The sequence below is a fragment of the Methylocystis sp. genome (assembly GCF_046349115.1).
Classification (GTDB): Bacteria; Pseudomonadota; Alphaproteobacteria; order Rhizobiales; family Beijerinckiaceae; genus Methylocystis.
The window spans coordinates 319,232-339,983 of record NZ_JAXMCX010000002.1; the positions used below are offsets into that span (position 1 = coordinate 319,232).

General features: G+C 62.4%; 22 protein-coding genes. 9 read left to right on the forward strand and 13 right to left on the reverse strand.

All coding sequences use genetic code 11. The annotated features are described in order from the left end of the window. Positions 1-8: 8 nt before the first annotated feature. From U1E20_RS07240 to U1E20_RS07250, 3 genes are all read right to left on the reverse strand, one after another. On the reverse strand, positions 9-812 hold the full coding sequence (locus tag U1E20_RS07240; protein ID WP_409979921.1) for a CbbQ/NirQ/NorQ/GpvN family protein: 804 nt from the start codon (positions 810-812) through the stop codon (positions 9-11). A gap of 80 nt (positions 813-892) precedes the next feature. After that, a complete protein-coding gene (locus tag U1E20_RS07245) occupies positions 893-2,239 on the reverse strand; it encodes a cbb3-type cytochrome c oxidase subunit I (RefSeq protein ID WP_409979922.1) in 1,347 nt (448 codons plus the stop codon). A 50-nt stretch (positions 2,240-2,289) separates the two neighbouring features. Then, the gene (locus U1E20_RS07250; protein ID WP_409979923.1) at positions 2,290-2,742 is read right to left on the reverse strand and encodes a c-type cytochrome; all 453 of its coding nucleotides are present in this window, start codon (positions 2,740-2,742) and stop codon (positions 2,290-2,292) included. Positions 2,743-2,943: 201 nt separating this feature from the next. On the opposite strand from U1E20_RS07250, the gene U1E20_RS07255 reads away from it, so the two are divergent. Further along, a complete protein-coding gene (locus tag U1E20_RS07255) occupies positions 2,944-3,645 on the forward strand; it encodes a Crp/Fnr family transcriptional regulator (RefSeq protein ID WP_409979924.1) in 702 nt (233 codons plus the stop codon). A gap of 239 nt (positions 3,646-3,884) precedes the next feature. On the opposite strand, the gene U1E20_RS07260 is transcribed toward U1E20_RS07255, so the two are convergent. The 4 genes from U1E20_RS07260 to U1E20_RS07275 all read right to left on the reverse strand — a co-directional run bounded on the left by U1E20_RS07260 (position 3,885) and on the right by U1E20_RS07275 (position 6,606). Further along, on the reverse strand, positions 3,885-4,049 hold the full coding sequence (locus U1E20_RS07260; RefSeq protein ID WP_409979925.1) for a hypothetical protein: 165 nt from the start codon (positions 4,047-4,049) through the stop codon (positions 3,885-3,887). Between the two features lie 182 nt (positions 4,050-4,231). Beyond that, positions 4,232-5,371 (reverse strand): SGNH/GDSL hydrolase family protein, encoded by a 1,140-nt coding sequence (locus U1E20_RS07265; RefSeq protein ID WP_409979926.1) that lies wholly within the window; start codon positions 5,369-5,371, stop codon positions 4,232-4,234. A 352-nt stretch (positions 5,372-5,723) separates the two neighbouring features. After that, the gene (locus U1E20_RS07270; RefSeq protein WP_409979927.1) at positions 5,724-6,119 is read right to left on the reverse strand and encodes a hypothetical protein; all 396 of its coding nucleotides are present in this window, start codon (positions 6,117-6,119) and stop codon (positions 5,724-5,726) included. Beyond that, the gene (locus U1E20_RS07275; protein ID WP_409979928.1) at positions 6,094-6,606 is read right to left on the reverse strand and encodes a hypothetical protein; all 513 of its coding nucleotides are present in this window, start codon (positions 6,604-6,606) and stop codon (positions 6,094-6,096) included. The genes U1E20_RS07270 and U1E20_RS07275 overlap by 26 nt, the downstream gene beginning before the upstream one ends. A gap of 283 nt (positions 6,607-6,889) precedes the next feature. Between U1E20_RS07275 and U1E20_RS07280 the strand changes: the two genes are divergently transcribed. Together U1E20_RS07280 and U1E20_RS07285 are read left to right on the forward strand one after the other, a co-directional pair. Continuing rightward, positions 6,890-8,107: an LL-diaminopimelate aminotransferase gene (locus U1E20_RS07280; RefSeq protein ID WP_409979929.1), complete on the forward strand. Its 1,218-nt coding sequence runs from the start codon at positions 6,890-6,892 to the stop codon at positions 8,105-8,107. Positions 8,108-8,253: 146 nt separating this feature from the next. After that, positions 8,254-11,031, forward strand: coding sequence for a valine--tRNA ligase (locus U1E20_RS07285; RefSeq protein WP_409980367.1), 2,778 nt, complete (start codon positions 8,254-8,256; stop codon positions 11,029-11,031). 109 nt (positions 11,032-11,140) lie between these two features. Here U1E20_RS07285 and U1E20_RS07290 read toward each other — a convergent pair whose 3' ends face one another. Then, entirely contained in the window at positions 11,141-11,923 is a 783-nt protein-coding gene (locus U1E20_RS07290) for a phosphodiester glycosidase family protein (RefSeq protein WP_409979930.1), read from the reverse strand. Positions 11,924-12,095: 172 nt separating this feature from the next. Here U1E20_RS07290 and ribB point away from each other — a divergent pair, with 172 nt between their 5' ends. Then, positions 12,096-13,217: a 3,4-dihydroxy-2-butanone-4-phosphate synthase gene (gene ribB, locus U1E20_RS07295; RefSeq protein ID WP_409979931.1), complete on the forward strand. Its 1,122-nt coding sequence runs from the start codon at positions 12,096-12,098 to the stop codon at positions 13,215-13,217. Here ribB and U1E20_RS07300 read toward each other — a convergent pair. From U1E20_RS07300 to U1E20_RS07310, 3 genes are all read right to left on the reverse strand, one after another. Further along, on the reverse strand, positions 13,192-13,791 hold the full coding sequence (locus tag U1E20_RS07300) for a hypothetical protein (RefSeq protein ID WP_409979932.1): 600 nt from the start codon (positions 13,789-13,791) through the stop codon (positions 13,192-13,194). The two genes, ribB and U1E20_RS07300, sit on opposite strands and share 26 nt — an antisense overlap. A 93-nt stretch (positions 13,792-13,884) precedes the next feature. Continuing rightward, positions 13,885-14,862, reverse strand: coding sequence for a tyrosine recombinase XerC (locus U1E20_RS07305; RefSeq protein WP_409979933.1), 978 nt, complete (start codon positions 14,860-14,862; stop codon positions 13,885-13,887). Between the two features lie 44 nt (positions 14,863-14,906). After that, positions 14,907-15,230: a DUF1476 domain-containing protein gene (locus U1E20_RS07310; RefSeq protein WP_409979934.1), complete on the reverse strand. Its 324-nt coding sequence runs from the start codon at positions 15,228-15,230 to the stop codon at positions 14,907-14,909. Between the two features lie 398 nt (positions 15,231-15,628). Between U1E20_RS07310 and U1E20_RS07315 the strand changes: the two genes are divergently transcribed. Both U1E20_RS07315 and purC read left to right on the forward strand, forming a co-directional pair. Beyond that, positions 15,629-15,832, forward strand: a complete 204-nt coding sequence (locus tag U1E20_RS07315; protein WP_409979935.1) for a hypothetical protein — start codon at positions 15,629-15,631, stop codon at positions 15,830-15,832. Positions 15,833-16,126: 294 nt separating this feature from the next. Further along, positions 16,127-16,921 (forward strand): phosphoribosylaminoimidazolesuccinocarboxamide synthase, encoded by a 795-nt coding sequence (gene purC / locus U1E20_RS07320; RefSeq protein WP_409979936.1) that lies wholly within the window; start codon positions 16,127-16,129, stop codon positions 16,919-16,921. A 24-nt stretch (positions 16,922-16,945) separates the two neighbouring features. Here the strand turns inward: purC and U1E20_RS07325 are convergent, their stop codons facing one another. Further along, entirely contained in the window at positions 16,946-18,058 is a 1,113-nt protein-coding gene (locus U1E20_RS07325; RefSeq protein ID WP_409979937.1) for an AI-2E family transporter, read from the reverse strand. Positions 18,059-18,232: 174 nt separating this feature from the next. Between U1E20_RS07325 and purS the strand changes: the two genes are divergently transcribed. The 3 genes from purS (at position 18,233) to U1E20_RS07340 (ending at position 19,692) form a co-directional block, all read left to right on the forward strand. Beyond that, entirely contained in the window at positions 18,233-18,469 is a 237-nt protein-coding gene (gene purS, locus U1E20_RS07330; RefSeq protein ID WP_409979938.1) for a phosphoribosylformylglycinamidine synthase subunit PurS, read from the forward strand. 96 nt (positions 18,470-18,565) lie between these two features. After that, positions 18,566-19,255: a phosphoribosylformylglycinamidine synthase subunit PurQ gene (gene purQ / locus U1E20_RS07335; protein WP_409979939.1), complete on the forward strand. Its 690-nt coding sequence runs from the start codon at positions 18,566-18,568 to the stop codon at positions 19,253-19,255. A gap of 80 nt (positions 19,256-19,335) precedes the next feature. Further along, a complete protein-coding gene (locus U1E20_RS07340) occupies positions 19,336-19,692 on the forward strand; it encodes a DUF1428 domain-containing protein (protein WP_409979940.1) in 357 nt (118 codons plus the stop codon). 11 nt (positions 19,693-19,703) lie between these two features. On the opposite strand, the gene holA is transcribed toward U1E20_RS07340, so the two are convergent. Continuing rightward, positions 19,704-20,732: a DNA polymerase III subunit delta gene (gene holA / locus U1E20_RS07345; protein WP_409979941.1), complete on the reverse strand. Its 1,029-nt coding sequence runs from the start codon at positions 20,730-20,732 to the stop codon at positions 19,704-19,706. Between the last annotated feature and the right edge of the window lie 20 nt (positions 20,733-20,752).

A 20,752-nucleotide genomic window follows, 5' to 3' on the forward strand; every position in this document is an offset into this window, starting at 1 on the left:
ACGGCGTCCTACCCCAAAATCGCACGCGCGACTTCGACAAGGCCCTTCTTGACGTCGGCGTCGTCGGTCAGCGGCTCAATAATCGCCGCCATCACGGCGTCCTCCAACTTCACACCGGCCGCCATCAGCGAAGCGCAATAGACGAGCAGCCGCGTCGAACAGCCTTCTTCAAGATCGACGCCCTTGAGCGCGCGCAGACGTCCGGCGAGGGTCACGAGCGGCTGACAGCGCTCGCGCGGCAGACCCGACTCCGCCGTGACGATGTCGAGTTCCGCCGCAGGCGGCGGAAAGTCGAACTCAATGGCGATGAAGCGCTGGCGTGTGCTCGGCTTCAGCGATTTCAGCACATTCTGATAGCCGGGATTGTACGACACGATCAGCATGAATTCCGGCGGCGCGTGCAGTGTCTCGCCGGTGCGGTCGAGTGGCAATACGCGGCGGTGGTCCGTCAGCGGATGCAGCACCACGGTGACGTCCTTGCGCGCCTCCACCACCTCGTCGAGATAGCAGACGCCGCCCTCGCGCACCGCGCGCGTCAGCGGGCCGTCGACCCAGACCGTATCGCCGCCGCGCAGAAGATAACGCCCGGTGAGATCGGCGGCGGTGAGATCGTCGTGGCAGGGCACGGTGTGCAGCACGCGGCCGAGCCGCGCCGTCATATGCGCGACGAAGCGCGTCTTACCGCAGCCGGTCGGCCCCTTGAGCAGCAGCGGCAACTGTCGACGCCAGGCGAGTTCGAAGAGTTCACACTCATTGCCGACCGGCAGATAATAGGGAATGGCCTCGGCGGTCTTCGCATCAGGCATGGACATATGCACTGCTCAATCCCTTTTTGCGTCCGGCCCTTTTGGAGCCAGTCGTCTTGCCCCCGGCGCCCCTTGGCCCAGCCCCCTTACTCCGCCGGCGCGAACGTCGCCCGCGTCACGGGTTCTTCGCGCGGCGGCAACACGATCGCCGTGATGAACATTGCCGCGCCGAAGGCCGTGACAACGCCGCCAATGAGCCGCATCCAATAGAAGAGCTGGAGTTGCTGCTGCACCTCCATGAAGTCCATGCCCATCACATGTTCGAGATGCGTTTGCAGCACGCCAGCGAAGGTCAGCACGACGCTCATGAAGACGACACCGCCCGACAGCACCCAGAAGCTCCACATATTGAGCAGCTGGTTATAGGGCGCTGTCCCGCGCAGCAGTGGCATCGCATAGGTGATCATCGCGAGATTGATCATGGCATAGGCGCCGTAAAAGGCGAGATGGCCATGCGCCGCCGTGACCTGCGTGCCATGCGTGTAATAGTTCACGAAGGAAAGCGTGTGCAGGAAACCCCACACGCCGGCGCCGAAGAACGCCAGCACCGCGCAGCCGAGAGTCCACAGCAGCGCCGCCTTGTTCGGGTGATCGCGGCCGCCCTTCCACACCATCATGAAGGCGAAGACGACCATGGCAAAGAAGGGTAGCGGCTCCAGCGCCGAGAAAATGCTGCCGATCCACTGCCAATGGCCCGGCGTGCCGATCCAGTAATAATGATGGCCCGTGCCGAGAATGCCGGTGAAGAGTGCGGCGCCGGCGATGATGTAGACCCACTTCTCGACGATCTCGCGATCAATGCCGGTGAGCTTGATCATGAGGAAAGCGAGGATAGAGGCGAGCACCAGCTCCCAAACGCCTTCGACCCAGAGATGCACGACCCACCACCAGAACACTTTGTCGATGACGATATTTGCCGGCTGGTAGAAGGCGAAGAGAAAGAAGACGGCGATTCCCCAGAGGCCCAGCATGAGGATGTTGGTGATGACCGTGCGCCGGCCCTTCAGCACCGTCATCGACGTGTTGAACAGGAACATCAGCGCGACGATGACAATGCCGACCTTCAGATACCAGGGCTGCTCGAGATAGGAGCGTCCGTCGTAATTGCCGAAGAGATAGCCGACAACGACGACAACCGCCGCGACAAGGAAGACCCAAAACTGAATCTTCGCCAGCAGCGGGCTGTAAAGCTCAGTCTCCGTCTCCTCGGGAATGAGGAAGAAGGCCGAACCGAAAAAGCCCATCAGCATCCAGACGATGGCGGCGTTGGTGTGCACCATGCGCGCCACGCTGAAAGGCAGTATCTCGACGGGGATCAGCGTCGGCGCGACATAGTTGATCGCTCCGAGCAGCCCGAACAGGATTTGCAGCGAAAAGACGAGCAAGGCTCCATAGAAGTAGAGCTTTGCGACCTGTTGCGATTCATATTTCATGAGCGTCCACTCCTAGCGGCGCGTGAATTTTGTGATACAGGCTGACGGCGTTATTTCGAGGTCTTTTTCGGCGGCCAGCCCTGCAGATCAATGGCGCTGGTCCAGCGCAGAAACTCGATCATGTTGTCGAGGTCCTGATCGCTCAACTTGAAGTTCGGCATCTGATGGCGATCGGCGGCGCCGGTCGGCTGCGCCTTGAACCAGGCTTTGAGCGCGTCGCGGGCCCCCGCCGCGTCCTTGTCACCGCCATATTTCAGCCAGACCTGTCCGACCTCCGGCGCATAGCGCGCGCCCTCGCCGTAAAGCGTGTGGCAATCGAAGCAGGCTTTTTTTTCCCAGACCCGCTTGCCCTGCGCGACCGCGTCGCTGATCGGGTGGGCGGTCTCGATCTCGCGCGCAAAGTAGTAACTATGCGCGACGAGCGCCGCGAAAATGGCGAAGAAAAAGACTGTTCCGCCGTAGAAGACATTACGGGCGGCCGTCTTCGTCAGAATTTCCGTCATATTCGCGCTCCTGAGATTTCGGCGTTTGTAAGCGGGGCGCCTCGCCGGCCGTGAACGTTGGACGACCCTATTCGCTCTCCCTAATTCCGGCCTTGATTAGCGGTATCTGGGCGAGGCGAATTTGCGCTGGATCAAACAAATGGGTGATGTAGGTGCGGCGCAGGCGCGCAGCGCCTCCGGCTGCCAGGAGGACTTTTGCAAATGTCGGCGGTCGATCGGTCTCTTGTCGCCGAACTATCGATTTTCGCGGGGCTTACGCTCACGGAATTGGACGATGCGCTGCGCGAGGCGCGGTCGCTGCGCTTTGCCAAGAATGCGGTTGCCTTTGAACAGGGGCAGGAGGCGGAAAGCTTTTTCCTGCTCCTCCATGGACGGGTGCGCGCTCAAAAACTCACGCCCACTGGCGAACAGGTCGTGATCAGATTTATCGCGCCCGGAGAGATGTTCGGCGTTGCGATGGCCATCGGTCAAAGCATTTACCCTGCCACCGCGATCGCCGTGGTCGAAAGCGTGGCCCTCGCCTGGCCGAACAGCGCTTGGCCGGGGATGCTGGCGCGCTTTCCAACTCTTGGCGTCCACACCATGCAGACGCTCGGCGCGCGCCTGCAGGAGTCGCAAACGCGGCTTATGGAAATGTCGACGCTGGAGGTCGAACGTCGCATCGCGCACGCTTTGCTGCGACTTTTGAGCCAAGGCGGAAAGCAAACAACAGAAGGTGTTTTGATCGATTTTCCGATATCGCGCCAGGACATCGCGCAAATGACAGGCACGACCTTGCATACCGTGAGCCGCATATTAAGCGCATGGGAAGAGCGCGGCCTGGTTGTGTCGGGCAGACAAAAGGTAACGGTGCGTAATCCGGCGCAGCTGGCTCGGCTGGCAGATGCTGAAGGAACTTCCTGAATCGCGCTTCATGGGGCTTCCGCTTTGGGTCAGAAGCGGGCGCTCGAACAAATTGATCGGCGCCTCCGGCGTCAATCGAAACTCGCGCGGCATGTGTTAGGAAAGCGATTGCCCATCATCGCGGGACACGGCGCTCGCCAGTGAACTGTAATGCAAAAAGATTTGCAGACCTCGCCAAAGCGCCGCGCCCAGACAGCGCGGCGCTTATCTCTCACGAGCGCGACGACGTCGCCGCTCAATTAAAGAAACGATCCGAAGATGGCGCCGCCGATTCCGCCCAGAATCGCAGCGGAGAGGATGCCCGGCAGACCAAACAGCGCGCCGCCGATTCCGGCGCCCAAGGCTGCGCCGACCATGCCGCCCAACGCCGCCATCGTCATGTGTTCTCTGGCTGATATCATCATATCCTCCATCACATGCGCCCCTCGCCGCTACGAGGCGTCATTGGGAGTTAGAGCCAGCATGACGGCGGGCAAGGGCGCCGCCTCGCCCGCCGACCGTCGTCGACGCGCCAAGGGCCGCTCGCGCCCATCGCTTTGCCGCCGCGAGTCGCGGCCGGCGCGAGATGGGGCGGTCGCGGACAAGCTCAAAACGCTTCGGCGCGGAAAGCTTTGATCAGCCCGTCCGCCACTATTTCATTGCCGCGCGCGCTGTAATGAACGTCGCCCCAGATAAAGAGATTCCTGACGAAATCCGGATCGCTTCGCTTCGCCTCGAAAAACGCCGGAAAATGATTGAGGAAGCGCCTGCATTTGCCGGCGCACCAGTCGCGCCAAATCCGGACCTGACGCGAATTCTCTTCGTCATAGAGGAGCTGCTGCGGCCAGGGATAAACGCCGACCGACAGCGGAATTCCATTCGCGGCAAGAAGCTCGTGGAGCCTGTCCATGCGCTCCTTGGCCTTGCGAATGCCGCCCTCGACGCCCAGCGCGCCGAAACAGGAATCGGCAGGGTCATAGGTCCATGACGGGCGCGGCCAGTCGCGGCTGTAGATGTAGCCCGACTGAGAAAGCGCCGTCAGGCTCGCCTTGTCGATGAGCTCCGCCAATTTGCGCTTCTCGAAAAAAAGATCGGCGAATTCCGCGACATAGAACGCCCGTTTCCACAGCGGCTTTTCGGACCAGAGCGGCTCGGTCGGCGAACAGGCGTCGGTCTTCCATTGCAGGACTCCGCGCTCGTCATAATAATAGCTCAGCGCCTCGTCCTGAATGTCGGAAATGTCGATGTAGACGAAGACCTCGTCGACCTTGAGGCCTTTGCTCAGAAAATATTTGATCTTCTCGTAATAGGCCGACGGGGCGTAGGAGGTGACCCCGGCGTTCAAAACGTCGAGTTCGGGAAAGGCGGCCGCAAACCGCCCGACGAAGGTCTGCTCATAGGGCAGACCCAACCCTTCCGTGAAGGAATCGCCGATGAAGAGAATGCGCCTGCGGTCGACGGCGAGCGGGGCCTCGCGCGCGGCCGCATCGCGAAATCCGAGCGAATTGATACGGTAGGGATAGACGTCCTTGATCCAGCCTTCGGAGCCTTCGAAATTGGGCTTCAGCCCGTGATGGAAGGCGGGGTGGCGAACGCGGAAAGTCCCCGCGCCGAGCAGCGGATTGGCCGCGCTGGAATAAAGGTGAAGCGCGATTTCGGCGATTAGGTAAAGCGCCGCCAGGATTCCCAGATTGACAAGCAGGAGCCTGAGCGGTTCACGCCAGCAAATCGAGATCCTGCCAATCATTTTTCCCCCCGACGCGGCGCAAGCAGCCAAAGCGTCACCGGCGCTTCGCTTTCGGGCGTTTCTTCATCGAGCCGGCTTCGCCCTGAAAACTCTTGCGGCAAAACTCTTGGGGCGTGCGTTGGAGCTCGATGACGCCGCGTCGCGAGGCTGCTGCGCGGGCGCTGACAATTTTGAACCAGCGAATGTGCGGCGCCCAATTTCAGGGCGCCTAACAGGGAGGTAGAGCCAGCTGATTAGCGGGCAAGGGCTCCGCCTTGTCCGACGAGCGGCAGACCGATGGCCGTCCGGACCCAAACTCGATGGCGGCGCGCGACCAGCCTTGGCCAGCGCGCGGATTCTTGTCGCGATGGCGTCAGTGGTTCGCCAACGGCGGCGCTGAAACGCCAGTCAGCGTTTTGACATCGCCTTGACTACAATATTTCTGTATGTTTGCCTTCAGGAACTGCCGCTGAGACGTGAGATCGGCCAAAATAATACTCGGACCAGCGCCAAAATACGTATCAACATCCGCCATTTTATTTTTTGCAAAACCACAATCATTTGTGTTAGAAATAAAATATAAATATGTTCTGATCTTCTCATGCTTGATATAGGTTTCACTAAAGTTCTCATTGCTGAATTTACTGAATGAGTTGAGCGATTCTTGAAGATAGATATCGGCTTCTTTCAGGTTGCCGTGCGAGAGACTTAAGGCGCCTAGAAGTTGCGTCGCGGCGGAATAGTCATATGTGTTGCTTGCTAAAATCAACAGCCCGCTTTGCGAGTTGCTCGGCACTTGCGAAATTGCCTGAGTTTTTCAACGCAAAGGAAACATAAATATGGTCAAAGGCCGATGCGGAGGAGCCAAGTTCCCGCAAGATAGAATAAGCCTGCCTGGCGTTCAGCGTATTATATGAATTAACATAACTCGCCAGTGAGGAAAGATGTTCATTGTCTTTGTATTTGATACTCATCTCGGTGCCAGTTAGGTAATTTGCATTTAATTGCATGATTGTCGTTCTCAAATCTGACTTTATCTGGCTCTTATCTTGTTGATAAGTCCGATATGCCGACATTATGGTCGTGCCAAGAGAAATTATAAAGGCTGCGACGGCAATGAGCTGTGTCGGATCTTTAACGAAACTTTTCGACTTCTTCTTCTCCGTCTCTGCGCTTAGCGTATCGACGCGCGCCTCGAGAGCGGACAATCTATCGAAATGATCGCCGGCAGTGGGATTAACGATTGCATCGGTCATCAATAAACTCCTTTTAATTTAGAATGCATTTGCAAATTATTTTTATACTGTGCAGTTTCCGTCAATTGACTGAATACTCGCACATTATCCGCACTTTGGCCACCTGTCGACATGGCCCCGGCCCTTCATGCCCGCGTCGTGCGACTTGATCCGCGCGGGCGTGAGTTTCCCACCGGCCCAGCCATTGCCTTGGCCATTGCCGTCGGCCCGCGCCGCCGCCCCTCCCCGCGCGGCGGGAGAGATGCTAAACTCCCGCTTCGCGCCCTCCGGAACAAAAACTGAAATGTCGGATTTCTATCGCATCAAGCGTCTGCCCCCTTATGTCTTCGAGCAGGTCAACCGCCTCAAGGCCAAGGCGCGGGCGGCGCATGCCGACATCATCGACCTCGGCATGGGCAATCCGGATCTCCCCGCCCCCAAGCATGTCATCGACAAGCTGGTCGAGACCGCCGGCAAGCCGCGCACCGACCGCTATTCGGCCTCTAAGGGCATCGCCGGGCTGCGCCGGGCGCAGGCGGGCTATTACGCGCGCCGCTTCGGCGTGGCGCTCGATCCCGAATCGCAAGTTGTGGCGACGCTCGGCTCCAAGGAGGGTTTCGCCAATATGGCGCAGGCGATCACCGCGCCGGGCGATGTGGTGCTGGTGCCGAACCCCTCCTATCCGATCCACGCCTTCGGCTTTCTGATGGCCGGCGGCGTCATCCGCTCGGTGCCCTCGGCGCCGACGCCCGACTATTTCGTGGCGCTGGAGCGGGCGATCATCCATTCGATCCCGAAGCCGATCGCGGTCGTCGTCTGCTACCCGTCCAATCCGACCGCGGAAGTCGCTTCGCTCGATTTCTACAAAGACCTCGTCGCCTTCGCGAAGAAGCACGAGATTTTCGTGCTCTCCGACCTCGCCTATGCCGAAGTCTATTTCGACGACAATCCGCCGCCCTCGGTTCTGCAGGTGCCGGGCGCGATGGATGTGACGGTCGAATTCACCTCGATGTCGAAGACCTTCTCGATGGCCGGCTGGCGCATCGGCTTCGCGGTCGGCAATGAGCGGCTGCTGTCGGCGCTGGCGCGGGTGAAGTCCTATCTCGACTATGGCGCCTTCACCCCGGTGCAGGTCGCGGCGGTCGCGGCGCTCAACGGCTCGGACGAATGCGTGCGCGAGATGCGGGCGATCTACAAGCGCCGGCGCGACGTGATGGTCGAGAGCTTCGCCCAGGCGGGTTGGCCGATTCCGGCGCCGCGCGCCTCGATGTTCGCCTGGGCGCCGGCGCCCGAGCGCTTCCGCAATATCTCCACGCTCGAATTCTCGAAACTGCTGATCGAGAAGGCCGACCTCGCGGTGGCGCCGGGCGAGGGCTTCGGCGAGCATGGCGAGGGCTTCGTCCGTCTCGCGCTGGTCGAGAACGAGCAGCGCATCCGTCAGGCGGCGCGTAATCTGCGCCGCTTCTTCGAGACGGCGGATACGCAGCTCCATAATGTCGTGCCGCTCGCGGCGCGGGGGTGACGGCGGCCGAAATTTTATCAACCGCCGGCTTCGACGGACGGGGTTTCTTTGCGTATAGAAGCGCACCCGGCCCGGCTTCGCGGGTCCGCCCGCCCCGCAACGGGGCGGGTTTAGCATAATTCCTGCCTCTGCTCGCCCCCATGACCATGGACAAGACTTTCAATCCCGCCGCAATCGAATCGCGCATCCGCGACGCCTGGGAGGCGGCGCAGGCCTTTCGCGCCGGGCGGCGAGAGCGCGCCGGTGCGGCGCCCTACTCCATCGTCATTCCGCCGCCGAACGTCACCGGCAGCCTGCATATGGGCCATGCGCTCAACAATACGCTGCAGGATATTCTGGTGCGCTACCGCCGCATGAAGGGCGACGACGTGCTCTGGCAGCCGGGCACCGATCACGCCGGCATCGCGACGCAAATGGTGGTCGAGCGCCAGCTGATGGAGCGCCAGGAACATCGCCGCACGCTCGGGCGCGAGAAATTCGTCGAGCGCGTCTGGGAATGGAAGGCGGAATCTGGCGGCAAGATCGTCGAGCAGTTGAAGCGGCTCGGCGCCTCCTGCGACTGGTCGCGCGAACGCTTCACCCTCGACGAAGGCCTGTCGCGCGCGGTCGTCAAAGTCTTCGTGCAGCTCTATCGCGAGGGCCTGCTCTACAAGGATAAGCGCCTGGTCAATTGGGACCCGGCGCTGCACACGGCGATTTCCGATCTCGAAGTGCAGCAGGTCGAAGTGAAGGGCCATTTGTGGCGCTTCAAATATCCGATCGTCGACGACGCGGGCGAAGAGACCGGCGACCATATCGTCGTCGCCACGACGCGCCCCGAGACGATGCTGGGCGACACCGCCGTCGCGGTGCATCCTGAAGACGAGCGCTACAGGGCGCTGGTCGGCAAGCGCGTGCGCCTGCCGCTCGTCGGCAGGCTGATCCCGATCGTCGCCGACGACTATTCCGATCCAGAGAAGGGCACCGGCGCGGTGAAAATCACGCCGGCGCATGACTTCAACGATTTCGAAGTCGGCAAGCGACACGGACTGCGGCTCGTCAATGTGCTCGACGCGCAAGCGCGCGTGACGCTGAAAGGAAACGCCGACTTCTGGTACGGCGTCGAATCGTCAGCCGATCCCGAACAATTGATCACGTTGCTCGACGAAAAGCCGCGCGAGAAAGCGCGAACATTGATCGTCGAAATGATGGAGGCCCAGGGGCTTCTCGACGGGATCGACGATCACAAGCACATGGTTCCGCATGGCGACCGGTCTGGCGCGGTGCTGGAGCCGCGACTCACCGACCAATGGTATGTCGACGCCAAGACGCTGGCGCAGCCGGCGCTCAATGCGGTGCGCGACGGCAAGACGGTTTTCGTCCCGAAGAATTGGGAGAAAACTTATTTCGAATGGCTCGAAAACATCCAGCCCTGGTGCGTGTCGCGCCAGCTTTGGTGGGGCCATCGGATTCCGGCGTGGTACGGGCCGAACCACGAGAACGATCCCACCGACATGTTTGTCGAGGAGACCGAGGCGGAGGCGATTATTGCGTCGTTGCGCAAATATGTCGCTGACGGAACCATGTCGGAGGAAGAAGCCGACGACATCGTCGCGGCCGGGTCAACCTCTTCGCTCTTAAGACGCGACGAAGACGTTCTCGACACCTGGTTTTCCTCCGCGCTGTGGCCCTTTTCGACTCTCGGCTGGCCGGAGAAGACCCCCGAGCTTGCGCGCTACTATCCGACCAATACGCTCGTCACAGGCTTCGACATCATCTTCTTCTGGGTCGCCCGGATGATGATGATGGGCCTTCATTTCATGGGCGAGGTTCCCTTCCGCGACGTCTATATCCATGCGCTCGTCCGTGACGAGAAGGGCGCGAAGATGAGCAAGTCGAAGGGCAATGTCATCGACCCGCTGCATCTCATCGACGACTATGGCGCCGACGCGCTGCGCTTCACGCTTGCGGCGATGGCGGCGCAGGGACGCGACATCAAACTGTCGACCCAGCGCGTCGAAGGCTACCGCAATTTCGCGACGAAGCTGTGGAACGCCTCGCGCTTCGCCGAGCTCAACGGCTGCGCGCGCGTCGCGCACTATGATCCGCGCGCCAATAAAATCACGCTCAACCGCTGGATCGTCGGCGAAGCGGCGCGCACGACCGCGGAGGTCAGCGCGGCGATCGACGCCTATCGCTTCAATGATGCGGCGAACGCCGTCTATCGCTTCGTGTGGAGCGTCTTCTGCGACTGGTATGTCGAACTCGCGAAGCCGCTGCTGCAAGGCGCCGACGGCGCGGACAAGGACGAAACGCGCGCGACGGTCGCCTTCACCCTCGATCAAATCTACGCGCTGCTGCATCCCTTCATGCCCTTTCTCACCGAGGAGCTGTGGGCGATAAAGGGCGCCGAGGGGCCCAAGCGCGAGAGCCTGCTGGCGCTTGCGTCCTGGCCGTCGCTCGAAGGTCTCGAAGACGCCGAGGTCGAACAGGAAATCGGCTGGGTCGTCGATCTTATCTCCGAAGTGCGGTCGCTGCGCGCCGAGATGAACTTAACCAGCGAGACCGAACTGCTGCTGATCGGCGCCGATGCCGTGCTGCAGGCCCGCGCGCGGCGCTGGGACGAGACGATCCGCAAGCTTGCGCGACTCTCCCGATTGGATTTCGCCGACGCCGCGCCGAAATCTTCGGCGCAGCTTCTGGTGCGCGGCGGCGTCGCCGCAATGCCGCTTGAAGGCGTGATCGATCTTGGCGCCGAACGGACGCGACTTACAAAAGAGATCAACAAGCTCGAAGGCGAGTTGAAAAAACTCGACGCCAAGCTCGCCAATGAGGGCTTCCTCGCCAAGGCCGACGAGGAAGTAATCGACGAGCACCGCGAACGGCGCGACGAGACGGCGGCGCGCATCGACAAGCTCAATGCGGCGCTGGCGCGATTGAGCTAGAGCGCGTTGCGAAAACGTGGGAACCGGTTTTCGGGTAGAGCGCGCTCTAAACTTTTGGAATCGATCACTTCATCTGCATTTGGGCGATTCCGCCCAAATGCAGCGTGATCTAGCGCGCGGCCTTCTCGACGACGCCGACGATCGGCCCCATCGCCGGCAGGAAGCGATCATGGCGCGAGAGCGAGGGCGCATAGAGTCCCGAAGCCGCGCCTCCGTCGAGAAACAGCGCGTCCTGACAATGCAGCCGATCGCGAAACAGCCGCGCGAATTCGAAAAAACTCACCGGCCGGTTGGAAATCGCGAAGCGCGCGATATGGCCGTCCTGAACACAAACGCCGTTGCGGAATTTCCGCGACATGCCGTCTTCGTGAATGCGCGGATGAATGCGCCCGCCGATGACAAGCATCGGCCCCGATTGGGTGGCGAAGTCGACGCGCTGGCGGCTTTTGAGGAAATGCGCCGTCTCGGTCACGCCGGCGCGCGGCCCGTCGATCCAGAAGACGCCATTCGGCTTCATATGGAAATTGCCCGGGCCCGGACGCGTATTGGCGCTCTTAAGCATCCGGCCGTTCTCGACATAGAGTCCGACCGGCGCGCGATCTTCCGCATACATGCCGGCGTTCATCGCAAAGGCGAGCGATTCGCCCTTGCGCGCGAGTTCGCCCGCCAGGCGAGAAAAGTCGCCATAGGTCTCGCCTGTCTCATTGCGCAAAAAAAGCCGAATGTCGCTTTTGCGCGCATCGAAGTCGCACAGCGTATAGGCGCCGCCGTCCTCGATGTCGACGCAGGGTTGGCCAGCGAGCGCTGGCGCCGAAAGGAGCGTCAGCGCCGCAACCGCCAGCGTCTTCACGAAACGTGACGCCGCGCAATTATTCAGTTTCGCGTCGAGCAATCGAACCTCCCTTCCGCCTGTCTGTCATTGCGAGGCGCGAAAGCGCCGAAGCAATCCATGCTGGCGCGCGAATCTGGATTGCTTCGCCTTCGGCTCGCAATGACGGGTGACGCGCCCGCGCGTGAATAACGGGCGACGACCCGTTTGAAACCGCGTCGCGGCAAGGCTAGATATGCGGGGCAGCCGCCGCAAGCGGCGCGTCCCGGAGATCTCATTGTCCCATTCCATCACCGAAGCCGTCGAGGCCGTCGCCAGAGGCGAGATGGTCGTCGTCACCGATGACGACGATCGCGAAAATGAAGGCGATCTCGTCATCGCCGCATCGCTCTGCACGCCGGAACAGATGGCCTTCATCATCCGCCACACCAGCGGCATCGTCTGCGCCCCGCTGACGATCGAAGAGGCGCGCCGTCTCCATCTCGCGCCGATGGTGGCGGAAAATGACGCGCCGCTCGCCACCGCCTTCACCGTCTCGGTCGACGCCCGCCATGGCCTGACCACCGGCATTTCCGCCGAACAGCGCTGCAACACGGTGCGCGCGCTCGCCAATGGCAATATGGGCGCCAGCGATTTCGTGCGGCCCGGCCATGTCTTTCCGCTGATCGCCAAGGACGGCGGGGTGCTGATGCGCTCCGGCCATACCGAAGCCGCCGTTGATCTCTGCAAGCTCGCCGGCCTGCCGCCGGTCGGCGTGATCTGCGAACTCGCCAATGACGACGGCACGGTGATGACCGGCGGCCAGATCGAGGAATTCGCCCGCGCGCATGATCTCAAGCTCGTGTCGGTCGCCGATCTCATCGCCTTCCGGCAGGGGCGCGAAAAGCTCGTCGAGCGGGTCGCGACCTTTCCGGTGGCCACCGAGGCCGGCGACATGATCGGCCACGCCTATGTGACGCCCTTCGACAGCGTGCAGCATTTCGCCTTCGTGCTCGGCGCGATCGGCGACGGGCGCGACGTGCCGACGCGGCTGCATCGCGCCGACATCATCTCCGATGTGATGTGCGGCGCGCCGACGATCAAGAAGACATTGGCGCGTTTCGCCCGCGAAGGCCGCGGCGTGCTGGTCTATCTGCGCGACGGCGCCGCCGGCGTGCCCGCGAACATCGTCGGGCGCGGCGAGGAAAACGCCGAGGAGACGCGCAAACGCCAATGGTTCGATGTCGGCCTCGGCGCGCAGATTTTGAAGGATTTGGGCGTCTCCTCGATCCGCCTGCGCTCCTCCTCGGCGCCCCGCGCCTTCGTCGGGCTTTCAGGCTTCGGAATCGAGATCACCGCCGTCGAGCCGGTGGAGTAAGCGGTTTTCTCAGCCGCCAGACCAGGATGGCGAAGCAGAGTAGGAAAAGCGAGGCTGCCCCTGCGATGGGAAGGCCAGACTCGGCCGAGGCGATGACGAAGAAAATATGTTCGCCCTGATGCGCGACGCCATCTGGCGTTCGAACGCTTACCGCGACGACATATTTGCCGTCCTCTGAAAAATCATAGTCGAAGGAAAGCGTCGCGACGCCATGCGCCCGATAGGTTTTTAAGAGTTCGGGCGTCTTGAGGTCGTTTCTCGCCCAATAGAGCTGCGCTTCGATGTCGAGGTCCCTGACGTCCTCGAATGGCGGCGGACGCGTCGGATCATCCGTGCGCCCAACAATTTCAATATTCAAAAGGGTCGGCCCGAAACTCGGGATTTCCCGGTCATAGCGCTGCGCGGCTCGATCCTCGCGGGTTTGGGTCGCGAAAAACGAAAAGAGATAGGGGCCGACAGCGAAAACGCTCTCGCAGGCGTCGCCTCTGCAGGCGTCCGGCGCGGCGGCTTTCGCCGAAAGGCCGGCGCCGGCTAAGCAGACGACCAACGCGACGCGCAACGCCCGGCCGAACATGCGTGCTCCCTTTCCACGCGGTCACCCCACCCCGCATTGCTACGCAATGCCACCCTCCCTCTCAAGGGGAGGGTGGGATCGCGGCCTGCTGGCTCAATCCGCGGCGCGCGGATGGGCAGACCGATAAGCGTCGAGGAGCCGCGCCTTGTCGACGGCGGTATAAATCTGCGTCGTCGACAGCGAGGCGTGGCCGAGCAATTCCTGGATCGTGCGCAGATCGCCGCCCTTGCCCAAGAGATGCGTCGCGAAGGAATGGCGCAGCGCATGCGGCGTCGCGCTGTCCGGCAGGCCCAGCGCGCCGCGCAGGCGCTCGACGGCGAGCTGGACGATGCGCGGCGACAGCGGCCCGCCGCGCGCGCCGACGAACAGCGGCCCCCCGGCAAGCTCGTATGGGCAGAGCGCGAGATAGGCCTCGATCGCCGCGCGCACCGGGGCGATCACCGGCACGGTCCGGCTCTTGCCGCCCTTCCCCAATATCGTGACCCGATCGGCGGCGCCGACCGGCGCCGCGTCGCGCGCGGTCGACAGCGCCTCGGAAATCCGCAGCCCGGCCCCGTAAAGCAGCGCCAGCACGGCGGCGTCGCGGGCGATGACCCAGGGCTCGCGCGCCTCGCCCGCCCGCTGCGCGGGGTCGACGATGTCGCGGGCGTCGGTCACGGTGAGCGCCTTGGGCAGGCTGTGCGGGCGCTTAGGCGGGCGCACCGCCCCGAAAACATCAGCGCGGGCCAAGCCCTTCTTCTCAAGAAATCGCAGAAAATTTCGCACGGCGGCAAGCGCCCGCAGCAGCGAGCGGCTCTCCAATCCGTCGCGGCGGCGCTTGGCGAGAAAGGCGCGCAAATCCGCTGGCTGAAGGGCTTGCAGCTCGGCGGCGCCGGGCCGCGCTCCGAGATGTTCAGTCAGAAAGGCGAGAAAGGCGGCGAGGTCGCGGCGATAGGCCTCGACGGTATGGCGCGAGGCGCGCCGCTCGCCAGCGAGATAGCTCAACCACGCCGCCGCTTCTGCAGCGATCGCCGGCGCCGCCGAAAAGCTAGCGGCGTCGGGAAGCGGCGCTTTAGAAGACGAATCGCGCATCGCGCGACTGTCGCCGCAGAAAATGAAAACGCCGTTAGCCGCGGCTATTCGCCCGCCTTGATCTCCGCCATCGCCTTGGCCAGCATTTCGTCCATGGTGCGGCGGATCTGGTGCTCGGACTGGTTGACGCCGGCCGCCTCGAAATCCTTTTTGACCTGCGCGACGACCCGCTCATTGGCGTCGGCGGCGACTTCCGCCGCGACCAGCGACTCGGCGTAAGCCTGAGCCTCGGCGCCGGTTTTCCCGAGCTTTTCCGCCGCCCACAAGCCGAGCATCTTGTTGCGGCGCGCCTCGGCGCGAAACTGAAGCTCCTCGTCATGGACAAAGCGTTTCTCGAAGGAGTCTTCGCGCTGGTCGAAAGTGCTCACGTTCATCCTCGGCGGGCTGATCTATGGGGAGGGCGACGCAGAAAGCGTCTGCTTCGGTTCGATATAGGCGCATTCGCGCGCAAAGCCAATGCCGGACAGCGCGATCTTGACTGCGTCCAAACGCCCGATTTCGGCCGATCGCAAGCGGGCGCGCCGCTCGGTTCTTCGCTCGAAACTTAGGGTCAGTCGCGACCGCGACCGTTCATGAGATGTCGCGCCCGGCGAAAATAGATCGCAAGCGAGGCCGCGCCATCTCGCCAAACCTTCTGCGAATGCTAGCATTCGTCGTCCGATCGTCGGACCAGGCTGGGGAGTCGTCGATGAGGAAAGTTGCAATCGCTGCGTCATGCGTCTTTTCGTGCGTCTTGGCTATTGGCGGCCCAGCGCTCGCCCAGAAAATGAACAGCGACGACCTTAAATGGATCAATCAATGCATCAGCGATAACAAGGACGAGGAAGGCGGGACGCCCGCCATTATCCGCGCCTATTGCATTTGCATGAATGAGAAGATGGACGACAGCGAAACGCGGTCGGTCACCGAATGGGAAAATTCGAATCCTGACGCCCGAAAAGAGTGCGAGAAACAGGCCGGCTGGAAGTAGTGGCGCCCGGAGGCTTCAAAAATGAGCGGCCCGGCCCGGCGCCCACCAAAAGGGCGCCGGCGCGAGGGGGATGCGTGAGAGGCGCGGTAATGCTCAGCCGCCGCCTCGTCTGTTTGATTGTCTCGCCTTTCCCTTTGCTATAGAATGCGATGTCGGCTTGTCACTGGCGGCTAAAAACGCTAGGACCGCCCTAATCTTCGGCCCGGGCGCCTGCCCGCCGCCGCTCCTTGAGGCCCCGCGCCCGGAACGGGCGGCTGCATGCGGACATGACTTCGGAGGAGCCAAGCCCACCCCATGGATTTTCTCAAGCCCCGGTTGATCCCGATGAACCGCCGTCGCCGCATTTACGAGGGCAAGGCCAAGGTCCTCTATGAGGGCCCGGAGCCCGGCACCTTGATTCAGCACTTCAAGGACGACGCCACGGCCTTCAATGCGAAGAAGCACGAGGTGATCGACGGCAAGGGCGTGCTGAACAACCGGATCTCCGAATATATCTTTCAGCATTTGAACAGCATCGGCGTGCCGACCCACTTTATCCGCCGGCTGAACATGCGCGAGCAGCTCATCCGCGAAGTCGAGATCATCCCGCTCGAAGTCGTCGTGCGTAATGTCGCGGCCGGCTCGCTCGCCAAGCGCCTCGGCATGGAAGAAGGCACGCAGCTGCCGCGCTCGATCATCGAATTCTACTATAAGAACGACGCGCTCGACGACCCGATGGTGTCGGAAGAGCATATCACCGCCTTCGGCTGGGCGACCCCGCAGGAGATCGACGACGTGATGGCTCTGGCCATCCGCGTCAATGACTTCCTCTCCGGCCTCTTCCTCGGCGTCGGCATCCGCCTCGTCGATTTCAAGATGGAATGCGGACGGCTCTGGGAAGGCGACATGATGCGGATCGTCGTCGCCGACGAGATTTCGCCTGACAGCTGCCGGCTATGGGACATCAAGTCGAACGACAAGCTCGACAAGGACCGCTTCCGTCGCGACCTGGGCGGGCTCGTCGAAGCCTATACCGAGGTCGCGCGCCGTCTCGGCGTGATGCAGGAAAACGAGACGATCCGCACCGGCGCGCCGAAGCTGGTGGAATAGCAGAGCCGCAGGGCTCCATACCGGTCAGAACCACCAGCGGCCTTTCTTCGGCGGAGGATTTGACGCGACGGCGTTCCGCTCCGGCGCCCGGTCGAACGAGGCTTCCACACCTTGCGCCAGGATAAAGCGCACGATCACGCCGATCGTCGCAGCCAACGGCACCGCGATAAGCAGACCGACAAAGCCGAACAGATAGCCGAACGCCGCGATGGCGAACATGACCGAAAGCGGATCGAGATTCACCCGCGCGCCGACGAGACGGGGCGTCAACAGGTTATCGTCAACCAATTGTCCGATGATGAAGATGCCCGCGATGAACGGAATCGAATCCCAGCTCGGCCAAAACTGAAGAAGCGCCACGCTAATCGACAACACCAAGCCGGTAAGCACGCCCAAATAAGGAATAAAACTGATCAGACCGGCGACGATGCCGATCAGATACGCATGGTTGAGGCCGGTCAAGCCGAGCGCCACCGCGTAATACAAAGCGAGAATGAGGCAAATCAGCCCCTGGCCGCGCAGGAACACGCCGATCGTCTCATGGATCTCGCGCGCCAAGGCCCGCACCGTCTCTCGATTCGCCGCGGGAATCATCTTGTCGAGCGTCGCGATGATTTGGTCCCAATCGATCAGCAGATAGAAGGTGACGATCGGCGCGACGACGAGCAAGGAGAAGATCGACGCCAATGCGCCGCCATCCGACCAGAGCTTGCGCAAGAGATTGGCGCCCAAATTGGCGCCGAGGGTCGTCAATTCTCCTGTCGACTGCCGGGCTTCGTTCAGACCTTCGCTGATGATCTTGCGCATCCAGGGCCGGCTTGGGTCAGTCGCCAAGGTTTGCAGCTGCGAAAGATAACCAGGAAGTTTTTCGACGAAAAGCGCGATCTCCTCGCCAATTATCGGGGTGAGAACGACGATCAAGGCGATGATGGCGGCATAGAAAAGGCTGATGATGCCAAGCGCCGCGACGCCTCGGCCCAATCCGAGACGCGCCAGTCGGGTGACGAGCGGGTCGAGCAGATAGGCGAGCGCGATCCCAACCAAAAAAGGCGTCAGGATTTCGCGCAGCAGGACGATCGTTGCGGCGACGACCGCAGCGGTCGCGATCCAAACCATCGATGGACGTTGGAATGCCATGACTTGATCTTATCCCCATCGCTCTGCGAGACAATGCGCGCGCTGGCTCGCGCGGCGACGCGGATCGCAGCTTGGCCGGGATCGATGGCGATCTGGTGAATATCGGCGCAAATAAGATTGCGTGTTCACGCGGCGCCGACTAACAGTTTTTCCATTCATGATGGGACCCAGCCGATGAAAGCCCGCGTCGTCGTCACTCTCAAATCCGGCATCCTCGATCCGCAAGGCAAGGCGATCGAAGGCGCGCTGAAATCGCTCGGCGTCGAAGGGGTCGCGAGCGTGCGCCAGGGCAAGGTGTTCGACGTGGAGCTCGCCGGCGCCGACGCCAACGCCGCGAAAGCTCAGTTGCAAGCGGCCTGTGAGAAGCTGCTCGCCAATACGGTCATCGAGAATTACCAGATCGATGTGTAAGGCGATGAGGGGCAGTCGGGCTTCGGCAATCGGCAGTCGGGGCAGCTTTTCCGACTGCCGACTGCCGAAGCCCGACCTGCCGAAACGGACATGCCCATGAAAGCCGCCGTCGTCGTTTTCCCCGGCTCCAATCGCGAAGGCGACATGGCGCGCGCGTTGAAACAAGCGACGGGGCGCGCGCCCTCGATGCTGTGGCACGCTGATCACGAGCTGCCTGCCGGGACTGATCTCGTCGTATTGCCCGGCGGCTTTTCCTATGGCGACTATCTGCGCTGCGGAGCGATCGCCGGCCGCGCCGCGATCATGGATGCGGTGCGCGCCCATGCGGCGCGCGGCGGGCTTGTGCTCGGCGTCTGCAACGGCTTTCAGATACTCTGCGAAAGCGGCCTTCTGCCGGGCGTGCTGATGCGCAACGCCAATCTGCGCTTCGTCTGTCGAATGCAGCATCTCAAGGTCGAACGCAACGATACGGCGTTCACCCGGCATTACGCCAGCGGCCAGATCATCGAGGTCTGCATCGCGCATGGCGAAGGCAATTACGAAGCCGACGAGGCGACGATCGAGCGGCTGGAGGGCGACGGCCTCGTCGCCTTCCGCTACTGCGATTCGGCCGGAAAGGTCGGCGGCGAGGCTAATCCCAACGGTTCGCGCAACGACATCGCCGGAATCTATTCAGACAAGCGCAATGTGCTGGGCCTGATGCCGCATCCGGAAAATCTCATCGACCCGTTGGTCGGCGGAATCGATGGCCGCGCGCTGTTCGAAAGCCTCGCCAGCGCGGCTTGAACGGACCGTCATTGGCGACGCAAGCTTTGCGTATACTCCAAGGCAGCGTCAAACGCGCGTCAGCAAAAAGGAGCGGCGCAATGAGCTATGTCGACGGTTTCGTAATTCCGGTGCCGGTGGAACGGAAGGAAGATTACCAGAAGGCCGCCGCGCTGATGTGGCCGATCATGAAGGAATGGGGCGCGCTGCGCGTCGTCGAATGCTGGGGCGACGAGGTGCCCGACGGCAAGGTCACCGACTTCAAACGCGCCGTCGCCGCCGAGAGCGGCGAGAATGTCGTCTTCTCCTGGGTGCTGTGGCCGTCGAAAGAGATTCGCGACGCGGCCCATAAGAAAATGCACGAAGACCCGCGCATGAAGGACATGCCGATGCCCTTCGATGGGAAGCGCATGATCTTCGGCGGCTTCACCATATTGCTGGACGAAGGCCAAGGCTGACCGACGCCTGACTATCGCCGCGCGCCGGCTTTCGCGACGTTCCACAGCGCGCGTTCGGCCTCCATTTGCGCGATATTGGCGTTGGCGCGCGCCCGAGTCTGCGCGGCGCGCAGCGGCTCGATCAGCGCGCCGAGCCGCGCCGATGACCAGCGCTTGAGCTGCTCTTCCATCAACGCCCGATGCATGAAGCCGAAGCCCGCGCGCATCAGCGCCGAAACGCCAGCGTCGGGACGCCCGCCTTCGCGCTCCATGGCAAGACGGGCGCGGTGCAGCGCGACGGCGTAGCGCAAGGCGCCGATGAGAAGCGGCTGCGCGTCGCCGTCCTGCGCGAAATAGGCGTCGAGCGCCGCGCCGATGTCAGCGTTCGCGCCGAACGCCGCCGTCACGAGGCGATCCGAAGCGATGTTCGAAGCATGCGCCACGATCGCTTCGACGTCCTTGGCTTCGACATGTTCGCGGCCGTGCATATAGAGCGCGAGCTTGCTGAGTTCGGCGCGGCTCATCAGCCGGTCTTCGCCGAGCGCGCCCAGCAGCAGCCCGCGCGCCTCGGGACTGGCGACAAGACCGGCCTCGCCCAGGCTGCGATCGATCAGCGCCTGCAAATCCGCTTCGGCGTCGGGCTGGCATTCGATCGCCGCCCCCAGCTTCGCGCCTTCGACCAGCTTGCGCAGCGGCGAGTCGCGCCTCAGCGCGCCGGCCGTCAGCACCACCGTGCAATACTCTGGCGGCGCGGCGATGAGCGAAGTGAGCGCCGGAAGCACCGATTTCGCGCCGGTCTCGACAAGGATCGCGCGCCGTCCGCCAAAGAGCGGCGTGGTGTTGGCCTCGTCGAGCAGCGCGAGTGGATCGGCGGCGACCGTATCGCCGCTCATTTCGATGAATTGGAACGGATCGCGGCGATCGTCGACGCGCCTGTGGACGATCGCCAGCGCGCGCTCGCGCGCCATGCCGGCGTCAGCGCCAAAGACAAGAAAAAGGAAAATGCCCTCCGGCGGCGCGGCGACGAAGCGTTCGGCGTCGCGATGCCTGATCGCCGTCATGATGCGCCGCCGCCCGCTAC